An 18,859-nucleotide genomic window follows, 5' to 3' on the forward strand; every position below is an offset into this window, starting at 1 on the left:
CCTCAGCTTCGGCGACGACGCAGCAGCAGCAGCCCGGCCCCGCCGAGCACGATCACGCTGCCGCCGATGGCGAGGGGCAGCAGTGCCGCCACCGTGCCGCCGGTGACGGCGAGTCCTGCGGTGGCGAACCGCGGCCCGGTGACGCACTCGGGGGTCCCCGGCGGGTACGCCAGCGGCACCGCGAGCTGCGGGTTCACCTCGAGGACTGCGGAGATCGCCCCCCGCGTCCAGGCGAAGTTGCCGTCCGTGGGCACCCAGGTGCCGTCACGGTACGCCCACCCCGGCCAGCCGGCGGCGTTGCCCTCGGCATCGACTGCCGCCCCCGGCCACAGCACGCGGCCGGACAGCCGGTTGTCGACGAGCTCGCCGAGCGTCAGCGTCGTGCTGTTCGTCCCGTCGCTGAGCGTCAGGGTCACCGTGCCGGTGGCGACCTGCGCGTCGGGATCGGTGAGCTCGACGGCATAGTCGATCCACGGCACGTCGCGTTCGCACTCGCCCACCGCGAACGACCCGGCCAGCGTCGGCTCCTCGGGCTGATCGGGCGTGTAGCCGTCATCGCCCTGGTCGGGCGCCGGCGTCGCCGCAGACGCCGCAACCGCACGGGGCGGCGACGCGGTTTCCCCCGTGGCCGCCGTCGCCGCCGACGGCATGCCGAGAACAACGAGCGTCGCTAGTGCGATCGCAGCACATGATGCACGCATGTCATCACGCCTCCCCAAAGGCTGATGGCGGGCACCCCCGTGCCCATTCCCCAATGGGGCGAGGCTAGCGCACTCGGGTTGCCGCGGCAATGACGCAGTCGCGGGCGGGCGGTGAGGCGTCCACAGCGCGGCTAGACTCGGGAACGCGAATGGGTCGGCCGGACGGTCGCGTAGCGGGAAACCGCGCCGAGGAACGTCCGGGCTCCACAGGGCAGGATGGTGGGTAACACCCACCCGGAGTGATCCGCGAGACAGTGCCACAGAGAGCAGACCGCCGAGACTTCGGTCTCGGTAAGGGTGAAAGGGTGGTGTAAGAGACCACCGGGGTCGTGGTGACACGACCCGCAAGGTAAACCTCGTCCGGAGCAAGGCCAGACAGGGGATGACGACGCGGCCCGCCGAGTCCCCGGGTAGGCCGCTGGAGCGGCACGGCAACGTGTCGCCGAGAGAGATGACCGTCGACGGGGCTCAGGCCCCCGAACAGAACCCGGCGTACAGGCCGGCCCATTCGCCTCAGATCAGTTGCTCGTCGCCTCGACGAGCGTGTCGGCAACGCCGGCCACGGCATCCGACCCGTCGCTCGCCAGCGCGAGGGCGGCCGCCCCGATGATGCCGGCGTTGTTGCGGTGCACCGCCGGCACGATCGGGGTCTTGAGGTCCAGCAGCGGCAGGAACTCGTCCGCGTGCTTGGACACGCCGCCGCCCACGATGAACAGGTCGGGGCTGAAGAGGAACTCGACGTGGCTGTAATACCACTGCAGGCGGGCGGCCCACTCCGGCCAGTCCAGCTGCTCTCGCTCCATCGCCGAGTAGGCCGCGAACACCTCTGCGTCGGTCGCTTCGCCCGCCCGCTGCAGGTGACCCAGCTCGGAGTTCGGGATGAGCACGCCCTCGTGGATCATCGCCGTGCCGATGCCGGTGCCGAGCGTCGTGAGGATCGTGAGTCCCGAGACGCCCCGGGCCGCGCCGTAGCGCAACTCGGCGACGCCGGCGACGTCGGCATCGTTGGCGAAGTGGATGTCGCGCCCGAGGCCGTCTTCGAAGAACTTCTCCGCCTCGAAGTCGATCCACGTGTCGGCGACGTTCGCGGCGGACAGGGTGCGCCCGTGCTTGACGATCGCGGGGAAGGCGACCCCCAGCGGCACGGCCGCATCGGTCACACCGAGGGTGTCGAGCACGACGTGCACGGCCGCCAGCACGTCCGCAGGCTCCGCGCCCTTCGGGGTCGCCACCTTCACACGGTCGCTGAGGAGGGACCCGGTCTCGAGGTCCACCACGGCCCCCTTGATGCCGGTTCCGCCGATGTCCACTCCGACTGCTCGGGTCGCGTTGGTCGTCATGGTTCCAGCCTATCCAGCCGGCGGACCGGCCTCGTAGGATCGGCCGTGCAAACCCGATCGAGGAGTGGATCATGACGAGCGACGCCGAGAAGTACTGGTACAACCTCACAACCGGCAAGGTGGAGCGCGGTTTCGAATCGCCCGCGATCGATCGCGCCGGTCCGTTCGACACCGAGGAGGATGCCGCACGCGCTCCGCAGCTGCTCGCGGAGCGTTCGCGTGCGTGGGCCGAGGAGGAGTCCCGTGAAGACTCGTGGGGGACGGGCTCCCGAGGGACCGGAACGGAGGCCACCGACCAGTAGGCTGGCCCGAGGCGACACCCGCCGGAGGGGATGCGATGGACAAGCAGCGTGACTTCGTACTGCGCACGATCGAGGAGCGCGGCGTCAAATTCGTCCGCCTGTGGTTCACCGATGTCATCGGAACCCTGAAGTCGGTCGCGATCGCACCCGCTGAGGTGGAAGGGGCCTTCACCGAGGGCCTCGGCTTCGACGGTTCCGCCATCGAGGGGCTCACCCGCTCCTACGAGTCGGACCTGCTCGCCCACCCCGACCCGTCGACGTTCCAGATCCTGCCGTGGCGCGGCGAGATCGACCCGACGGCGCGCATGTTCTGCGACATCACGACGCCCGACGGCCAGCCGGCGGTGGCCGACCCGCGGCACGTGCTCAAGCGCACGCTCGCGAAGGCCGCCGACGCGGGATTCACGTTCTACACGCATCCCGAGATCGAGTTCTACCTGCTGAAGTCGTCGGCCTACGGCCCCGAAGGGCCGGAGCCGGTGGACTCCGCCGGCTACTTCGACAACGTCCCCGGCGGCACGGCGCACGACTTCCGTCGCCGCTCGGTGCGCATGCTGGAAGACCTCGGCATCTCGGTCGAGTACAGCCACCACGAGGGCGGCCCCGGCCAGAACGAGATCGATCTGCGGTACGCCGACGCGCTCGCGACCGCCGACAACATCATGACCTTCCGCACGGTGGTCAAAGAAGTGGCCATCGAGCAGGGCGTCTACGCCACGTTCATGCCCAAGCCCCTCAGCGGCAAGCCCGGCTCCGGCATGCACACCCACATGTCACTGTTCGAGGGTGACATGAATGCGTTCTACGAAGAGGGCGCGCAGTACCAGCTCTCCCGCACGGGACGTCAGTTCATCGCGGGGCTGCTCCACCACGCACCCGAGATCACGGCGGTCACCAACCAGTTCGTGAACTCGTACAAGCGGCTGTGGGGCGGTGACGAGGCCCCCAGCTTCATCTGCTGGGGTCACAACAACCGGTCCGCCCTCGTGCGGGTGCCGATGTACAAGCCGCACAAGGGACAGTCCTCGCGCGTCGAGTACCGCGGCCTCGACTCGGCCGCGAACCCGTACCTCGCCTACGCCCTCATGCTGGCCGCCGGCCTCAAGGGGATCGAGGAGGGCTACGAATTGCCTCCCGAGGCCGAGGACAACGTGTGGTCGCTCACCGACGCCGAGCGACGGGCCCTCGGCTACTCGCCGCTGCCGGCGAGCCTCGACCGGGCGCTGGAGCGCATGGAGGAGTCGGAGCTGGTGGCCGAGACCCTCGGCGAGCAGGTGTTCAACTACGTGCTCCTCAACAAGCGTCGCGAATGGCAGGAGTACCGCTCTCAGGTCACGCCGTTCGAGCTGAAGAGCAACCTGGAGATGCTCTAACCCCCGCGCATGGCCATGAACGAACGCTCGACCGCGCTGACCGACCTGGCGCGCCGGGGTTTCACGCGACTGGCCGACGCAGATGCACTGTTCGCCGAGCTCGAGGAGTGTCTCGGCATCGACCGGGCGATGCTCGTGGCGCACGCAGAGGCTGCGGCCGACCCGAACGGGGCGCTCGACGCCTTCGCACGTATCGCGCGACGCGACACGGCGCCCGTGCGCGCCCTGTTCCAGCGACCTGGCTCCGCCCGTGCGGCGTGGGCGCTATTGGGCGCCTCGACGGGGTTCGGTGAGTTCTTCCTGCGCCACCCCGCTGAGCTCGAGCACCTCCCGGCCGGACCCGGCACGCTCCCGACCGCCGACGAGCTGCGGGCGAGCCTGCTGCACTCGGTGGGGGCCGACGACGGCTTCGCCGCGCAGGGTGACGATGCGGCATGGGTGTCGCTGCGGGTGCGGTACCGGCGCATGCTCGCCCGCATCGCGGTGTTCGACCTGCTGAGCCCAGACCCCGAAGAGGTACTGGCCGCGGTCGCCGCGGCGCTGGCGGATGCCGCCGGTGCGGCCCTGGAGGCCTCGCTCTGCGTGGCGCGCACCCGCGTGAGCGGACCCACGGGCCCCGGGCTGTTCACGCGGGAGCACGTCGCAGCGACACAGCTCGCGATCATCGGCATGGGCAAAGCCGGCGCCCGCGAACTCAACTACGTCAGCGACGTCGATGTGATCTTCGTCGGCGGCGGCGACGAAGGACTGCTCGCCGAATTCGGCGAGAACCGCGCCCTCGACATCGCCACACGGCTGGCCGTCCTCACGATGCGCGGCATCTCGAGCGTCGAGATCGAGCCACCGCTGTGGGAGGTCGATGCGAACCTGCGCCCCGAGGGCACGCAGGGAGCCCTCGTGCGCACCCTCGACTCGCACCTGGCCTACTACGACCGGTGGGCCAAGAGCTGGGAGTTCCAGGCCCTCTTGAAGGCCCGCCCTCTCGCCGGCGACCCCGATCTCGGGGCCCGCTACGTCGCCGCGGTGCAGCCGAAGATCTGGACGAGCGCGGCGCGGGAGAACTTCGTCGACAGCGTCCAGCGCATGCGCGAGCGGGTCACCGAGCACATTCCCGCAGAAGACGTCCCGTACCAGCTGAAGCTCGGGCCCGGGGGCATCCGGGACATCGAATTCACCGTGCAGCTGCTGCAGCTGGTGCACGGCCTCGCCGACGAGGCCATCCGGCAGCGCGGCACACTGGACGCGCTCGAGGCCCTCGTGGCCGAGGGGTACATCGCGCGCGCCGACGCCGCCGTGTTCGCCCGCGACTACCGCGTCCTGCGCGTGCTGGAGCACCGGCTGCAGCTGCGCGGCCTCAGCCGCACCCACCTCATGCCCCGCACCCCGGAGGGCCTGCGGGAGCTCGCCCGCGCCTCGCACCTCGCCGACACCGGCGAGGGCGTGTGGAAACTGTGGGAGTCGGTCAAGCGCGAGGTGCGCGAGATCCACGTGCGCCTCTTCTACAAGCCGCTGCTCTCGGCGGTGGCCGCGCTGCCCGCCGAGGAGCAGACGCTGTCGATGGCGCAGGCGCACGACCGGCTCGCCGCGATCGGCTTCCAGGATCCCGCGGGGGCGCTGCGCCACATCGGGGCTCTCACCAGCGGGCTGAGCCGCAAGGCGTCGATCCAGCGTCACCTCATGCCGGTGATGCTGCGGTGGTTCGCCGATGGGGTCGACCCCGACTACGGGCTGCTGGCGTTCCGGCGCATCAGTGAGCGGCTGGGGGACACGCCCTGGTTCCTGCGCATGCTGCGCGACTCGTCCGGTGCCGCCGAACGGCTCACCCGCGTGCTGTCCGGATCGCGCTACGTCGGCGAGCTGATGGAGTGGATACCCGAGTCCGTGGCCTGGCTGGATTCGGGCGAGCAGCTTCGTCCGCGGGCCGGCGTCGTGCTCGAGGAGGAGGCCAGGGCCATCCAGTCGCGGCACGCGACGATCGAGGACGCCATGCGGGCCGTGCGGGCTCTGCGCCGCCGGGAACTGCTGCGGCTGGCGATGGCATCCATGCTCGAAGACCTCACCATCGAACAGATCGCCCACGCCCTCACGACGGTCACCGAGGTCACGATCCAGGCGACGCTGCGCGCCGTGCGGCGGGAAGTCGTCCCGCCCGAAGACGCCGATCTCGATTTCTCGGTGATCGCGATGGGCAGGTTCGGGGGAGCGGAGCTCGGATTCGGGTCCGACGCCGACGTGCTGTACGTCTACCGTGCGAACGGCGTCGACCCGCAGCGCGCGCACGAGCTCGCCCTCAAGCTCGTGGCCGGCCTGCGGGCACACTCCGAGGACAACCGCGTGCCGCTGGACCTCGATGCCGATCTGCGTCCCGAAGGCCGCAACGGACCGCTCGTGCGGTCGCTCGAGGCGTACGAGGAGTACTACCGCCGCTGGTCGGTGTCGTGGGAGGCGCAGGCGCTGCTGCGCGCCCGCGGCGTCGCCGGCAGCGTCAAGCTCATCGAGGCGTTCACGAAGGTGGCCGACCAGGTGCGGTACCCGCAGTCGGCAGACCCTCAGGCGGTGCGCGAGATCAAGCGCATCAAGGCGCGCGTCGAGAACGAGCGGCTGCCGCAGGGTGCCGATCGCTCCCGGCATCTGAAGCTCGGACCGGGGTCGCTCAGCGATGTGGAATGGCTCGTGCAGTTGCTGCAGTTCGAGCACGCGCACGCGGTGCCGGGGCTGCGGACCACCTCGACGATGGCCGCGCTGCAGGCCGCGGTCGAGGCCGGGCTCGTCACGGATGCCGCGGCCGAGCGGCTCGCGGAGGCGTGGCGACTGTCGAGCCGGCTGCGTTCGGCGAACACGCTGCTGTCCGGCCAGACGAGCGACATCCTGCCCACCGACCGGCGGCGCCTGGACGGCATCGGGCGGCTGCTGGAGTACCCGCCGCGGTCGGCCACCCGCGTCGAGGAGGACTACCTCGGCACCGCCCGCCGCGCCCGGCGCGTGTTCGAAGCGCTCTTCTACGGCTGACGCGGGCGGTGGACACCATCCACATATCGATGCCAATCGATATTGACACGCATCGATACGCGGAGTAGACAGATCCCATGACCCTCGTGGACCTGACACCCCGGCCGCCCGCGGACGAGCGCCTCGCCGTCCTACCCGTGGCGATCATCGGGGCAGGACCGATCGGTCTGGCGGCGGCGGCGAACCTCGCCGAGCGAGGGATCGACTTCGTCGTGTACGAAGCGGGCGATCAGGTGGCCGACAGCATGCGATCCTGGGGCCACACGCGCATGTTCTCACCATGGCGGCACCTCGTCGACCCCGCCTCCCGCCGCCTGTTGGAGGCGGAGGGATGGGAACTGCCGTCGCCGGACCGGGCGCCCACCGGCGACGAAGTCGTGCGGCAGTACATCGCCCCGCTGGCGCAGGTGCCGGCGATCGCCGCACACGTGCGCACCGGAGTCGCGGTGATCGCCGTCGCCCGGCACGGCATGGACCGCACCCGCACCCGGGCACGCGCCGCGGCTCCGTTCGTGCTGCGCCTGCGCGCGGCATCGGGAGAGGTCACCGAGACCACCGCGCGCGCCGTGATCGACGCATCAGGCACCTACTCCTCGCCCAATCCGCTCTCCTCGAACGGGCTCGATCTGCTGGGCATGGCCGAGATCGCCGACCGCGTCACCCCCGCACTGCCCGACGTGCGCGGCCGCGACCGCGATGTGTTCGCCGGGCGGCGCGTCACGGTCGTCGGCGCCGGCCACTCGGCGGCCAACACCCTGCTGGGACTCGCGGCACTCGCCCGTGAGGCGGCCGGCACCACCGTGACGTGGCTCATCCGCAACACACAGGCGGTGCGCGTGTCGTCCTCGCCCGACGACGCGCTCGTCGGCCGCGCCGACCTGGGCGGCCGGGTCGAAGCCGCTGTCGCGCGCGGCGAGATCACGGTGATCGACGGGTTCGAGATCCTGAGCGCCCGCCGCACCGACGCCGCCGTCGAACTCATCGGGCAGCGACGCGGTGCTGCGACGACGCACCTGACTGACGTCGTCGTCAACGCGACCGGCTTCCGCCCCGATCTGGCGATGCTGCGCGAGATCCGACTCGACCTCGATGACATCGTCGAAGCGCCTCGACGACTCGCGCCGCTCATCGATCCCAACGAGCACTCGTGCGGCACCGTTGCGCCGCACGGGTTCCGTGAACTGTCGCACCCCGAGCCGGGGTTCTTCATCGTCGGCATGAAGTCCTACGGACGCGCCCCGACCTTTCTGCTGACCACGGGCTACGAGCAGGTCCGGTCGGTGACAGCATGGCTGGCGGGCGATGCCGCGGCGGCGACGCAGGTCGAGCTCGTGCTGCCGGCGACAGGGGTGTGCTCCACGGACCAGGGCGACGGATGCTGCGCGTGACGGCGACGGCGCGGGGGATGGTCGCGGCGGACTGGGCTGCCGTCGCGGAGATCTATCGACAGGGCGTCGAGGACGGTGAGGCGACCTTCGAGTCGCGTGTACCGGAGTGGGCGGAGTTCGATGCCGCAAAACTCCCCGGGCTGAGGCTGGTCGCCGAAGACGACGCGGGTCGGGTGTGCGGATGGGTCGCGGCATCGCGGGTGTCGACGCGCGAGGCCTACCGCGGCGTGATCGAGCACTCGGTCTACGTCGCCCGCGCCGCCCGCGGGCTCGGCATCGGACGGCTGCTGCTGACCGCGTTCGTGACGGCCGCCGAGGACGAGGGGGTCTGGACGATCCAGTCCGCGGTCTTCCCGGAGAACGCCGCGAGCCTGCGGTTGCACGAGGCGGCGGGTTTCCGGGTGGTGGGGCGGCGGGAACGCATCGCCCGCGCGGCCGCCGGCCCCCATGCGGGGACCTGGCGCGACACCGTCCTCATCGAGCGCCGCAGTTCACGCAACGGACTCGGCTGACGCCCCGTCCCGACTCGGCCCGCCCTCCCGGCGGTACGCCCCGCACAACGTCGCCATCTCGCTCACGGCCGCAGGTGTACGGCGCGCACAACGTCGCTGATCAGGCGGGATCATGGCCGAAACCCGCCCGGCAGCCCCGCTGCAACGCGCAATGGCGACGTTGTGCACGGGCAGCCGCGGGGACGCGTCCGGCTTTGGCGACGTTGTGCGCGCTCGGCCGCAACGACTGAGGCCCTCCGACCCGTGTGAAGGGGGGGGCGGAGGGCCTCAGTGCGTGCGGTGGTCAGACGCCGAAGTACAGCTCGGCTTCAGGATCTGAGATCGGAGGGTGTTCCACAGGATCGTACTCCCTGCGAACTAAGGGAAGTGCGATGCTGAGCATGGGGTGGGTCGCTGCTGCGGGTGTCCGAGAACCTGTCCGTTTTGCCGACTCTTGGCCGCCCTACGGGTCTTCCTGGGGGTCTACGGGAGGTGCCGCCTACCTGTTTGATATGAGCGCCGACCGCACTCGCCTCTGGACTGCCCAGGAGCTTGCCGACTATACGGGCATCCCCATCAGGACGCTCGCTGACTGGCGGACGGAGCGCGCGCGCAGCAGAGGTCTCGGATTGCCGTTCGTCGCACTCTCGGCGCACAACGTCCGCTACCGCGATGAGGATATCGAGGCGTTCATCGCAGGGCGGATCGTGGCTCCGATGGACGGGGCGGTCGACTGATGGCGCGGCCGAAGCGCGCGCTCGGCGAACTCGGCAAGGTGACCTACACCGTTGAGGGGAGCGGTCTCGTCATCGCGCGAGGACGGGTCTACGACGGCAACGGGCGCGAGCGTCGTCCGAGCGGCAGCGGAGCGACCGAAGCCGAGGCGCTGGCCGCATTGCAGGAAGCGGCCGATGTTGCAGTCGGTCGAGTCCTGGCACGACGCACGCAGGTCATGACCGTGGCGGAGTTGGCGACGGCGTGGCTGAGGACGGCGTATCACGACGACGACCCGCGAGTGCTGCGCCAACGCCGCGAGCAGACCGTCGATGGCTACGCATCTGTGGTCCGAGCGCATGTCACCCCGCGCGCCGGAGCCATCCGTATCGCCGACATCACCGCTGATCGCGCCGACGGGCTGCTCATGGACATCGCACGGGAGAAGTCGGTGACGACCGCGAACAAGGTTCGTAACGTGATGTCGCTCATGTTCGATTGGGCGATCCAGCAGGGACATTTCTCGGCTGCCGGGTCGATCCAGCAGACACGGTACGGAGCGGTCGTCGTCGCGAACCCCATCCGTGCGACCCGGCGAGCGGATGAGCCGAACACGGTGTACTTCGAACTAGACGCGGTGCAGGTCAAGTACATCCTCCACCTCATCCGCGACGTGTGGCCGGAGCGACACCGGGCGCGGTATCCGGTGGGCCGGCGGCCCAACTACAAACTGCTCGCGGACTACATCCTCATCACGCTCGGCACTTCCGAGAGAACCGCGGAGCCGATTGCGATCCGGTTCCAGGACGTGCGGTTCGAGGCGGTGGAGCAGCCAGATGGAAGCCTCACGATGGAGGCGCTCGTCTGGGTCGGGGGGACGATGGTTCGCACGAAGTCCCGCGGCCTGTTCCGCCAGGACTCGCCCAAGGCGGAGCGGCAGAAGCGTTGGGTTCGCGTTCCGAAGTTCGCCGCCAAGGTGCTGAGCGAGCTCGTGGCCGGCCATGTTCCCGATCCCGAACGGAATCCCGACGACGTGCTGTTCACCACCGAGCGCGGCCGTCCGCGCGACCCCAGCGCAGTCGGCGAGCTGCTACGGATGTTCCGCCGCGAGTTCAAGCCGGAGCTCTTGGCTATCGGCGTCGACGCCGAGCACCTCACCTTCCGCAGCCTCCGCAAGGCCGTCGCCGCGGCGGTATCGAACACGGCCGGCGTCGAGGTCGCACGCGATCTGCTCGGGCACAGTGACGCGGCGATCACCGAAGGCCACTACGCGAAGCGCCCCGACCTCATTGTCGAAATCGCGGCCGACGCGCTCGATGAGGTGTTCGCGGGCATTGACGCGTGAAAGGCCGCGAAGAGGGAGAACTGACAACGCATGATTGTGAGCAACTACGAGCCGCTGCTGCGCACGTTCGTCGACGACAGTAGCGATACCGAGCTTCACCGCCGAGGCCGTCCGGCGCAGGCTAGCGCGACTCGCCGACCCGTCACTGGACGCCCTCCTGTTCTGCAGCCGAGAAGGAACACCCCTTTCGACGAACAACGTCCGCCGCCAGCTGCGTCATGTCATGAAGATCGCCGGCATAACGGGGGTAACTCCGCATGCCTTCCGCCGCACCGTGGCGACAGCGATCAACGAGCAAGCGGGCGTCGAACTCGCGGCTGAACTGCTGGGCCACACCGATCCGAAGATCACGATCCAGCACTACATCCGACGCAACGAGATGGTGAACCCGGTGACCGCCCAACTACTGGACCGGGCATTCACGAAGGAGACATGACCGCAGCGGCGTCGACGGACTCCCCGGCACCCAGCACGTGCCAGGGAGCCCGTCGCAGGGGAGAGCCGGGAGGGAATCGCACGCGCACCTTGATGGCATGACCGATCGAGAACACGCCGATGCCGTCCTGGAACACGTAGCGGTGCTCGCGTTCCTCTATTACCCCGGCATCCAGCGAGATGACCCGACGTACCGTCTCGCCGAGGACATCGAATGGTGTATCGCCCGACTCGGCGACGTGTCCGACACCGAGTCGGAGAGGATGCGGGCTCTCATCGCGCGAGCGATCACCGACCCGACGGCGACGCGCGAAGAACTGTTCACGGCGCTCACCGAGCTCAATGGTGTGCTCGCTGTAGGTCACGATGAGTGACGAGCCGCACAACGACGACGGGCGCGCCGAGCGGCAGGCAGCACAGCGGCAAGCGTGGAACGACGCTCACCCGACGTACTACGCCGACTACCGGCAGCGGAACCGGGAGCACATCCGCGAGACGAACCGTGAGCGCGAGCGTCAGCGCACGCAACGCGAGCGAGTGGAGAAGGAACGTCGACAGAAGGCGATTGAGCGGGCGAAGGCATGGGCAAGGGAGCATCCGGAAGAGCGCCGGCAGGCGCGCGAGCGGTACAAGCAAAGGCACCCGGAGACGTATAACCAGGCTCAGCGCGATTACTACTACCGGAACCGTGACGCAATCGCCGAGCGCCGGCGCGCGCGAGAGGCCACGGACCCGCAGAAGGCGAACGAAGCTCGTCGGCGCGCGGTCGCCCGGGCACGGGCGGTCGGCCGTGTGTCGGAGTGGTCGCCCAGCCCTTCTCAGTCGGAGTCCTATCGGCAGCGGGAGAACGAAGCGCGGCGGTTGTCCCGTCGTCGCGCACGCGCCGGGCTGCCAGACCGCCGGCTTCACCGGGTGCTCGCTGCGGAGCGGCGACACAACGCCGCCGCCGCGGACACGTTCTTCACCCGGCAGCGCAGCAGGGAGGAGATTGCTCGGATCCGTGAGCAGGATGCGGCGACGCCACCCGAGTTGGTGCACGTCATGCAGCGGCAATCGGAAGACCGGCGCGCGGTCCGCGAGGTTCTGGCCATGGCGGACGCCTACTTCACTGATCACGAACTCGAACTCCGGGCGCGTGTCGCCGAAATCTCACGGACGCGCTTCCGTGCAGGGCTCCTCCCACTCGACGTGTACACCGAGCCGCGCCGCCGCGCTCTCGAAGTAGCGAGCACCAGATATCTACGTCCCAGTGCCGTGTCTCCGACCTCATCTCTCGCCGTCTTCCAGTGGCTGACGTCGGATCATGCAGAGCGAGCGCCCGATTTCCTGCTCTGATTTCGCGGCCGTTCTCGGCGTCGCGCACACGCGATGGCGCCGCATGGGACGTCCGTAGCCCGATCCCGATCCCTCAGCGGGCAGTGCGCAACGGTGGGGCGTCCCGTGCGGAAATAGCCAGGCGCCGGTCCACTTGATCGCAAGCGGCCTTGTTGCCGAGTCCAGCACCGATGGTTGGATCGAGCTGTGCCCCAGGACTTGATCTTCACCGCTGACCTATTAGCCATGGACGTTGATCGTATACATCGCTGGCTGGCGGAGGAGTCGTACTGGGCGCGAGGCCGGAGCCGTGAGGCGCACGAGGTCGCCATGTCCGGCTCCCGCAACTACGGCGTGTTCGACGCAGAGAGTGGTCGACAACTCGGCTACGCGCGAGCGATTACCGACGGCGCCACGTTCGCCTGGATCGCGGATGTCTTCGTCGACCCCGCCGCGCGTGGCCGAGGCGTCGGAAAACGAATCATGGCCGGAATCATCGATGACCTCAAGCCTCTCGGACTTAAGCGCACCGCGCTCTTCACCGAAGACGCCCAGGGCCTATACGAGCAGTTCGGGTTCGAGCAGCTCAAGGACGCGAAATCCTGGATGCTGCGCTGGGGTGAAGGATTCGCGCCAGTCGGGTAGCGGACCCGATCCACCGGCACCGGTCGCACAGCGTCTGGATCCACAGACAGTCACGCTCGGGAACCTGTGTCCGCGCTGGTCCGTCACGTTGCAGAATCGGAGTTGCCCTGGCTGGGCCACCGGGCAGTGCGCCGGCCCGCGAGGAAGGCGACTGCCAGGAGCCCGATCGTCATGATGACCCACCCGATGATCGTGACCCCGGATAGGAACACGCCAGCGCCGGGAAAGAACGTCGCGTCGGCAAGCGGTTGAGACGCGAACCAGGCGAACGTGACCGGCGTCAGCAAGCCGACGACGAGCACTACGGCACCCGCCGCGATCATGACACAGGCGATCGCCCACGCCGCGATTGACCTCTTACGTTCGCTCATTCGTCGACACTATCGAGGCGCCCGACGCCAGGATCCCTCATCGGGCGATGCACGGTAGAGGGGCCAATGCTCTCGATTGTGATCCAGTCCGGTCATCGAACGGCTTGGAACCGCTGTGCGCGGATGAAGCCAGGTCTCCGCCGGAACCGCGTCAGTGGCGGTGGCTTTGTGCTGAACGAGGCGTTGGCGGGGCGGATACATCTCGTGGGAATGCCGGGCTCATCCCGTGCGAAGTGTCTCCTCGGCGTGGGAGGCAAGCCGCCCTGACCCCTGCCGTTCGCAGCGGTTTGATCGTACGGGTCGGGACATTCGTATGCGGGTGGTCCGCGAGTTCATGACATTGACGCGACTGCTCGCTGGGCGATGCAGCGGGAGTGGCCTAGGCTGCCCGGTAGATCGCCGGAAACGGACCACGTCCGACCTCGCGCGGCAACTCGCTCAGCTTTCCGGCCGTGTACTGCGCGATGTCGCCGGACATCTCTCCGTTGGTCAAAGCCTGCTCGATCACGGTCCTGGCGGTAGGTCTGCCGATCGCAGCACGCACGATCACTTCAGCCAAATTCGCAGTGATCCGGCTAACATGCGAGGCAAGGGCGGCGACCACGTCCGGTTCGCCCTGTAAAGACAGTTCGACGGCGATCCCGTAGAAAACAGCGGTGAGGTTCCGTCGTTGCTTGCCGCTTAGTGGAAGGGTGGTCGCCTGCGTGGCGATATCCAAAAACTGCGCGCTCGCCAACGCCAACTCTCCCTGACTGATGGTTCGGCGGATGAAGGTGCTCGCATCGTGCATCATCGATGGCTCGACGACCTTGCTTCCTGAGGCGCGGGGTCGGAGCGATAGTGCGAGCAGGTTCGGCCAGTCTCGATCCGAGCCATGGGACCCCAATATTGCTCGGCGGACCGCGATCCGAGCGTCGATCAATGGACCAAAGTTTGTCGGGTCGAGGGACTCTAACCATCGATCGGCCAATTGCGCCTGTTCAGCGCTGGCGCGCACAACCGGAACCATCATCCGAACCACTCGCGACTTATCGAGCCCGACCCGCACGCTCCTGAACGCCGCTTCTAATTCGTCAACATCCGGGACTAGGACGCGGGCGCGCTGGAGGCTCGCCCAGAGGGTGATCGCCCGCTTCTGCATTCCATCGTCGCCCTCGAGGTGCTTGACCAGGCAGGTACGAAGATCGACGTGCCGCTGCGCCAACACGCCCGCGCAGGCCGGCCACTGCGCCATCTCCTGCAACGCGCCGAGAGCATCACAGGATATCGCCACTGAGATTGCGGCGCGGGATAGCAGAAGATCCTCCGCCGCATAAGCACGCGCAGTGTCGATGAACGTGCGTTGCGCAGAAGCGTCGAGGGCTGCAGGATCGTCGACCAAGCGCTCAATGACGGCTCGGGCGCCGAGGTGCCCACCAGTCGCTGCAGTCGCGAGAATGTTTAGGCCGTAGGCCGGGTCTCCCCAAAAGTCGAGTCCGTCCGTTCCCGAAACACCCCTTAGACAGGACGCGGCGATCGCTGGATCAACGCGTGGATCCAAAAGAGCACGCCGCGCTGCGATGGCCCAACGCTGAGCGCTCGTCAAGTCTCGACCGTTGTCGCGGCTCGGAAGTCCCTCAATTAGCACTGACCGTATCCGCTCAACTAAGGGTTCGCGGACTACTGAAGCTTCGGCGAGAAGGGGACCGACCAATAGCCCGACGACCTGGGGCGGCCCCATATCCGCTCGAATCTTGAAAATCTCGTCGAGATACGGTTCGGGATCGTCGCCCGGAGCGAGTCGTCTCATCTCGAGCGCCAGCGCCACGAGCTCGGCGCCTACCTCGAACGACGTTGTGCTCGCATCGACGGCGGCAAGAACTTGATGTGCGCGAATGATTCGTTCATCGAGCGTGTCAGCGCCTGCGCGAAGTCGCTCTTGATGGAGCAGTGCTCCAAGTGCGTTGCGCACGCTTCGTCCTGGCACCCGATTGCGCTCACCCAGAACGCTCTCGACCTTGCGGTAGATCTCTGTGAGGTACGCGTGGTCACCGATGGCGTTCCAATGATCGGTGACGAACCCCATCAAGAGGATCAGAGACTCCGGACCGGGATCCGCGTCAAAGATCGCAAGCACACTGCGCCTCACAAGGTCGGGATCCGACTCAGCGAGGGTGAACAGCGTTGTGTAGATGTCTGTCGCGTTGCTCAGCGTCTGGGGCGCTTCGGAGAGGATGTACCCCACCAGATTGATTTCGCGGGCGAGCTCGCTCATACCGACGGGATCGCGGCGAGCAATTCGTCCAATCGCGCGAATGACATCGTGTAGCACGTCGCTACGACGCGCTTGCCAAATGCGGGCGATGACGTCTGAAACGTCAATGTCGCGAATTTGCGGGGAGAGGGAGAGAAATCGGCGCAGCGCTATCGAGGGCAGCCGGTCAAGGTGTGCTGTCAATTGCGGCTCAAACGCGGGCTGCCGCGCGCAGACTGCAACGCCAATCTGCGTGACAGTCGGACTGTCCGAAGCAAGAATCCGTCGGACGGCCGTCGCCACTGAGTCACGCCGCGCCATCGTTCCAGAGAGAAGAACGAGCAACTGCTCGAGCACCGCCCCGATGAAAAGATCGAGTGGCTCATGGAGGACGTATTCCAGTAACCGGTTCGCTTCCCCCACAGGATCTGGCCGACGCAAGAGAGCCTGAGCGGCCACGAACTCGAAAAGCGTCTGATGGAAGAATCGCACGCGATCGGTCGCACGGACGATTACCCCACGACTCGCGAGGGAGTTCAGCGCGACGAGCGGTTGCATAAGGGGTGCCTGGAAGTCCACCTGGGTCACGGCGTCCATCAGTGCGTCGATCTGGACGTCGGGGCTGCCTTCGGCCACCATCGCGAGTGCGATACGGCACGCGATGGCAGTCAGATCATCAGACGGAGACGGTTCCGTACCGAGGTCTCGGCGGTCGCTCTCGATTCGGTCGTGCCAGTACTGGCGATAGAGGCTCGTCACATCCATGTCCATTGAGGGCGCTACACCGTGACTCAAGTCAAAGAGCATTGTGAGCAATAAGGGCGATTGGAGCACCTCCAGCACCGGCAATTGGCGGACCCGCGCTCGTTGAATCATTTCGACGAGTTCCTCAGAGGAGTGGGCGGGCAGGTACTTGCGGGCGAGGGCGCGAACAGCCGCGCTCATCTCGTCGGGCGAGTACCTATCCAAAGTAACTCGTTCGATCTGCGGTGTGAGCTTCTCAGCCTCGGCAGGTCTGACTGTGAGCACCAGAGGGACTTGGAGGTCCGACAACTCTTCGACGAGCTCTTGCGCTGCGATGACCGAGGCCGAGGAATGAAGAAGCAAGTCGGCCGTGTCTAGCAGGACGACGGGAGTCGGGTCGGCGCCGTCCAGGTCGGTAAGTGCAGCAATGATGTCAGCACTATTGGCGCGCTCCTCTCCCGGCCTTGCGACGCCAGGAAACCAAGCCGCCGAGACGGCGAGAGGACGATGACTGGGGGTATGGGCCAAGGCCCTTGCAACGCCCCACACGAGGCTCGTCTTACCAAAACCTGCCTCACCAACCACGATGAGCGGACTTGTATCGCCGGAGAGGATCCTGCTTAAGACTTGTGCTTGTAGATCACGGGAGACGAACAGTGGGTGGGGTTCGTCGGGCGTGGAATCGTCTCTGGCGAATTGGGACCCGACGGACTCAAGAAACCGTCTCGAATCACTACTAAGTCGATCGAAGACAGGATTTTCTTTCGGATTTTCACGGCTCGAGTCGCGTGTGGGGTTCTTCAACTCTTGGTTGCGCAGCAAAGCTCCCAGTCCGTCGGCGAGAACCTTGGCGTCGTTTGCGACTATCCAGTCGCGCACGCCGTTGGCCACCGTCAGCGCGAGAGCGCTCGCGTAAGCGCTCAGATCGTCGTCGAGCACGAACGCCTGATCGCTCAACTCAGGCGCACGTGTAAAGCGCTCATGCCAGATCTCACCGTCGGCAAGTGCCTGAGCGCGTAAGTCGCTTTGATTCGGTCCTCTCAGCTCGGACGCCAGGCGCGAGAGAACCCCCTCCATCGCCGCACGTGTTGGTTCGGCAAGTTCGCTAGGTACACGTTCGTCCGATGGATCGCGCAACGCTGCTTCTGCACTCGAAATCAGCGCATCAAAGGTTCCCCGATCCGGGCGAAGGAGCCACGCGTCTACTGCGGCTCGGAATGGGCCAGGCAGGGCTGTCGCGATACGCGCACCCCAAAAAGACGGTCCTGCCCGCTTCCCCAATGCGTCTCCCACGCACTCAGCATATGGTCGCGGGCGACTCGCTCCGGAGCGGCCAGGGAGTACTGCGGCACCCGACCGACGGCGCGCCACAAGAAGACTGACCAATGCCGTGAACGCTAACGCTCGCCAGGCACAGTGACCGACGAGTTCCTTGCGGGTCGTCACGTTGCGGAGACGCTAGCAGATCGCGAGCGCCCACAGTGACGTGAGCCCACCACGATCCGTATGCGGGCAGTGCGCGCTAGAGGGGCCGATTCGTGCGAGCCCCGGCCTCAGGATTTGTACCTGGCGTCGCGGCAGCGATGCTTTGGGCCGGGCTCAGCGTAGACACCACACCTTCATGTGGGGCCGTGGATTCCTTGGGCGCTCGGGTTCCGTTGAGTGGATCGAGCTTGGCGAGCGAAGGAAACTTTCGAAGTAGTTCTCTTGCTTCCTGTGCCGCAGTTCCTGGCAGATCTAGCGCGCGAAACACGAGCGGCGCGATCTCGCGGCGCCGCGCATGTCCGTACTTCATCGGCCTTCTGATCGCACTGGACCAAGCGCTGACAGCCCCCTCCGGTAGCGCGCCGATGACACGATCAATATAGGTCGGGTCGACGCTGTCGGCGGCTGCAACCCATGCCGCCAGCCCTTCAAACGGGTCACTGAAATTGCCAGACAGACCCTCCACCATGGCGGTCAAGTTGCTTTCCATCAGCTCGGCAGTCAGCTCACAATTGACATCGGCAAGGCGCAAGATCACGGCGGCTGCGAAGTCCCAGCGCTGGTGCTGCAACCCGAGATCGAAAGGGACGCCGCGCAGCATCGCGCGAAGCGTCAACTCCGGAGACATGAGGGGGAAGTAGAGGCTCAGCCGTACGAGTCTGGGCTCGAATCTCTCGAGGATTCCATTCACCTCGTCGGGGCGGCATTCCCAGAGTTCGGCAGCGACGTAGAAGTGGTCATCGCTCGGGTTCTCCACAGCAAGGAGGTTCCGCTCGAACTTAGTGAGATCCACGGACGCCACGAGTCGGCGGAGCACAGGCGGATTGACCTCGCGCAAGAAGACAAGCAGCTCCGGGAAGTTCGTCCGGCTCCACTCCTCTGCCGGGCCCGCGAGTGCGTCAGCGATAGCCCCCGTCTCCAGAGCATCCGAGAAGTGGCGAGCCGCTGCGTGGGGGGGGGGGGGGGGGG

General features: G+C 67.2%; 15 protein-coding genes, 1 other RNA gene and 1 pseudogene. 12 read left to right on the forward strand and 5 right to left on the reverse strand.

What is annotated here, in order from left to right; translation table 11 throughout:
- Positions 1 to 2 precede the first annotated feature (2 nt).
- A complete protein-coding gene (locus H9651_RS13195; RefSeq protein ID WP_191719798.1) occupies positions 3 to 701 on the reverse strand; it encodes a cell wall protein in 699 nt (232 codons plus the stop codon).
- A gap of 150 nt (positions 702 to 851) precedes the next feature.
- Between H9651_RS13195 and rnpB the strand changes: the two genes are divergently transcribed.
- Positions 852 to 1,212: RNase P RNA component class A (gene rnpB / locus H9651_RS13200), an RNA gene on the forward strand.
- A 7-nt stretch (positions 1,213 to 1,219) separates the two neighbouring features.
- Here the strand turns inward: rnpB and ppgK are convergent.
- Complete coding sequence (gene ppgK, locus H9651_RS13205) at positions 1,220 to 2,041, reverse strand: polyphosphate--glucose phosphotransferase (protein ID WP_191719799.1); 822 nt, start codon at positions 2,039 to 2,041, stop codon at positions 1,220 to 1,222.
- 71 nt (positions 2,042 to 2,112) lie between these two features.
- On the opposite strand from ppgK, the gene H9651_RS13210 reads away from it, so the two are divergent.
- From H9651_RS13210 to H9651_RS13260, 11 genes and pseudogenes are all read left to right on the forward strand, one after another.
- The gene (locus tag H9651_RS13210; protein WP_191719800.1) at positions 2,113 to 2,343 is read left to right on the forward strand and encodes an SPOR domain-containing protein; all 231 of its coding nucleotides are present in this window, start codon (positions 2,113 to 2,115) and stop codon (positions 2,341 to 2,343) included.
- A gap of 35 nt (positions 2,344 to 2,378) precedes the next feature.
- Entirely contained in the window at positions 2,379 to 3,716 is a 1,338-nt protein-coding gene (locus H9651_RS13215; protein ID WP_191719801.1) for a glutamine synthetase family protein, read from the forward strand.
- Between the two features lie 9 nt (positions 3,717 to 3,725).
- The gene (locus H9651_RS13220; protein WP_191719802.1) at positions 3,726 to 6,725 is read left to right on the forward strand and encodes a bifunctional [glutamine synthetase] adenylyltransferase/[glutamine synthetase]-adenylyl-L-tyrosine phosphorylase; all 3,000 of its coding nucleotides are present in this window, start codon (positions 3,726 to 3,728) and stop codon (positions 6,723 to 6,725) included.
- Between the two features lie 77 nt (positions 6,726 to 6,802).
- The gene (locus tag H9651_RS13225; protein ID WP_191719803.1) at positions 6,803 to 8,113 is read left to right on the forward strand and encodes an FAD-dependent oxidoreductase; all 1,311 of its coding nucleotides are present in this window, start codon (positions 6,803 to 6,805) and stop codon (positions 8,111 to 8,113) included.
- A gap of 17 nt (positions 8,114 to 8,130) precedes the next feature.
- Complete coding sequence (locus H9651_RS13230; protein ID WP_191719844.1) at positions 8,131 to 8,625, forward strand: GNAT family N-acetyltransferase; 495 nt, start codon at positions 8,131 to 8,133, stop codon at positions 8,623 to 8,625.
- A gap of 491 nt (positions 8,626 to 9,116) precedes the next feature.
- Positions 9,117 to 9,341 (forward strand): helix-turn-helix transcriptional regulator, encoded by a 225-nt coding sequence (locus H9651_RS13235; protein ID WP_191719804.1) that lies wholly within the window; start codon positions 9,117 to 9,119, stop codon positions 9,339 to 9,341.
- Entirely contained in the window at positions 9,341 to 10,663 is a 1,323-nt protein-coding gene (locus H9651_RS13240; protein ID WP_191719805.1) for a tyrosine-type recombinase/integrase, read from the forward strand. Before H9651_RS13235 ends, H9651_RS13240 begins: the two co-directional genes overlap by 1 nt.
- Before the next feature lie 76 nt (positions 10,664 to 10,739).
- Positions 10,740 to 11,099 (forward strand): annotated as a pseudogene (locus tag H9651_RS13245) (tyrosine-type recombinase/integrase); the annotation flags it as partial.
- Positions 11,100 to 11,196: 97 nt separating this feature from the next.
- Positions 11,197 to 11,472 carry a hypothetical protein gene (locus H9651_RS13250; protein ID WP_191719806.1) on the forward strand — a complete coding sequence of 92 codons (276 nt, stop codon included), beginning with the start codon at positions 11,197 to 11,199 and terminating at the stop codon, positions 11,470 to 11,472.
- Entirely contained in the window at positions 11,465 to 12,433 is a 969-nt protein-coding gene (locus tag H9651_RS13255) for a hypothetical protein (protein ID WP_191719807.1), read from the forward strand. Before H9651_RS13250 ends, H9651_RS13255 begins: the two co-directional genes overlap by 8 nt.
- A 186-nt stretch (positions 12,434 to 12,619) precedes the next feature.
- Positions 12,620 to 13,057, forward strand: coding sequence for a GNAT family N-acetyltransferase (locus tag H9651_RS13260; RefSeq protein WP_318244875.1), 438 nt, complete (start codon positions 12,620 to 12,622; stop codon positions 13,055 to 13,057).
- An 83-nt stretch (positions 13,058 to 13,140) separates the two neighbouring features.
- On the opposite strand, the gene H9651_RS13265 is transcribed toward H9651_RS13260, so the two are convergent.
- From H9651_RS13265 to H9651_RS13275, 3 genes are all read right to left on the reverse strand, one after another.
- Positions 13,141 to 13,428, reverse strand: a complete 288-nt coding sequence (locus tag H9651_RS13265; protein ID WP_191719808.1) for a hypothetical protein — start codon at positions 13,426 to 13,428, stop codon at positions 13,141 to 13,143.
- A gap of 379 nt (positions 13,429 to 13,807) precedes the next feature.
- On the reverse strand, positions 13,808 to 17,698 hold the full coding sequence (locus H9651_RS13270; RefSeq protein ID WP_191719809.1) for an NACHT domain-containing protein: 3,891 nt from the start codon (positions 17,696 to 17,698) through the stop codon (positions 13,808 to 13,810).
- Between the two features lie 229 nt (positions 17,699 to 17,927).
- Positions 17,928 to 18,683 carry a hypothetical protein gene (locus H9651_RS13275; protein WP_225216779.1) on the reverse strand — a complete coding sequence of 252 codons (756 nt, stop codon included), beginning with the start codon at positions 18,681 to 18,683 and terminating at the stop codon, positions 17,928 to 17,930.
- Positions 18,684 to 18,859: the final 176 nt, after the last annotated feature.

Source organism: Microbacterium pullorum (genome assembly GCF_014836535.1).
Lineage (GTDB): Bacteria > Actinomycetota > Actinomycetes > Actinomycetales > Microbacteriaceae > Microbacterium > Microbacterium pullorum.

Bases quoted from the DNA above. Each gene is read 5' to 3' on its own strand.
- H9651_RS13255 (WP_191719807.1), top strand. From the start codon at position 11,465: ATGAGTGACGAGCCGCACAACGACGACGGGCGCGCCGAGCGGCAGGCA.
- H9651_RS13210 (WP_191719800.1), top strand. From the start codon at position 2,113: ATGACGAGCGACGCCGAGAAGTACTGGTACAACCTCACAACCGGCAAG.
- H9651_RS13235 (WP_191719804.1), top strand. From the start codon at position 9,117: ATGAGCGCCGACCGCACTCGCCTCTGGACTGCCCAGGAGCTTGCCGAC.
- H9651_RS13225 (WP_191719803.1), top strand. From the start codon at position 6,803: ATGACCCTCGTGGACCTGACACCCCGGCCGCCCGCGGACGAGCGCCTC.
- H9651_RS13230 (WP_191719844.1), top strand. From the start codon at position 8,131: ATGGTCGCGGCGGACTGGGCTGCCGTCGCGGAGATCTATCGACAGGGC.
- H9651_RS13220 (WP_191719802.1), top strand. From the start codon at position 3,726: ATGGCCATGAACGAACGCTCGACCGCGCTGACCGACCTGGCGCGCCGG.
- H9651_RS13250 (WP_191719806.1), top strand. From the start codon at position 11,197: ATGACCGATCGAGAACACGCCGATGCCGTCCTGGAACACGTAGCGGTG.
- H9651_RS13195 (WP_191719798.1), bottom strand. From the start codon at position 701: ATGCGTGCATCATGTGCTGCGATCGCACTAGCGACGCTCGTTGTTCTC.
- H9651_RS13215 (WP_191719801.1), top strand. From the start codon at position 2,379: ATGGACAAGCAGCGTGACTTCGTACTGCGCACGATCGAGGAGCGCGGC.
- H9651_RS13265 (WP_191719808.1), bottom strand. From the start codon at position 13,428: ATGAGCGAACGTAAGAGGTCAATCGCGGCGTGGGCGATCGCCTGTGTC.
- ppgK (WP_191719799.1), bottom strand. From the start codon at position 2,041: ATGACGACCAACGCGACCCGAGCAGTCGGAGTGGACATCGGCGGAACC.
- H9651_RS13240 (WP_191719805.1), top strand. From the start codon at position 9,341: ATGGCGCGGCCGAAGCGCGCGCTCGGCGAACTCGGCAAGGTGACCTAC.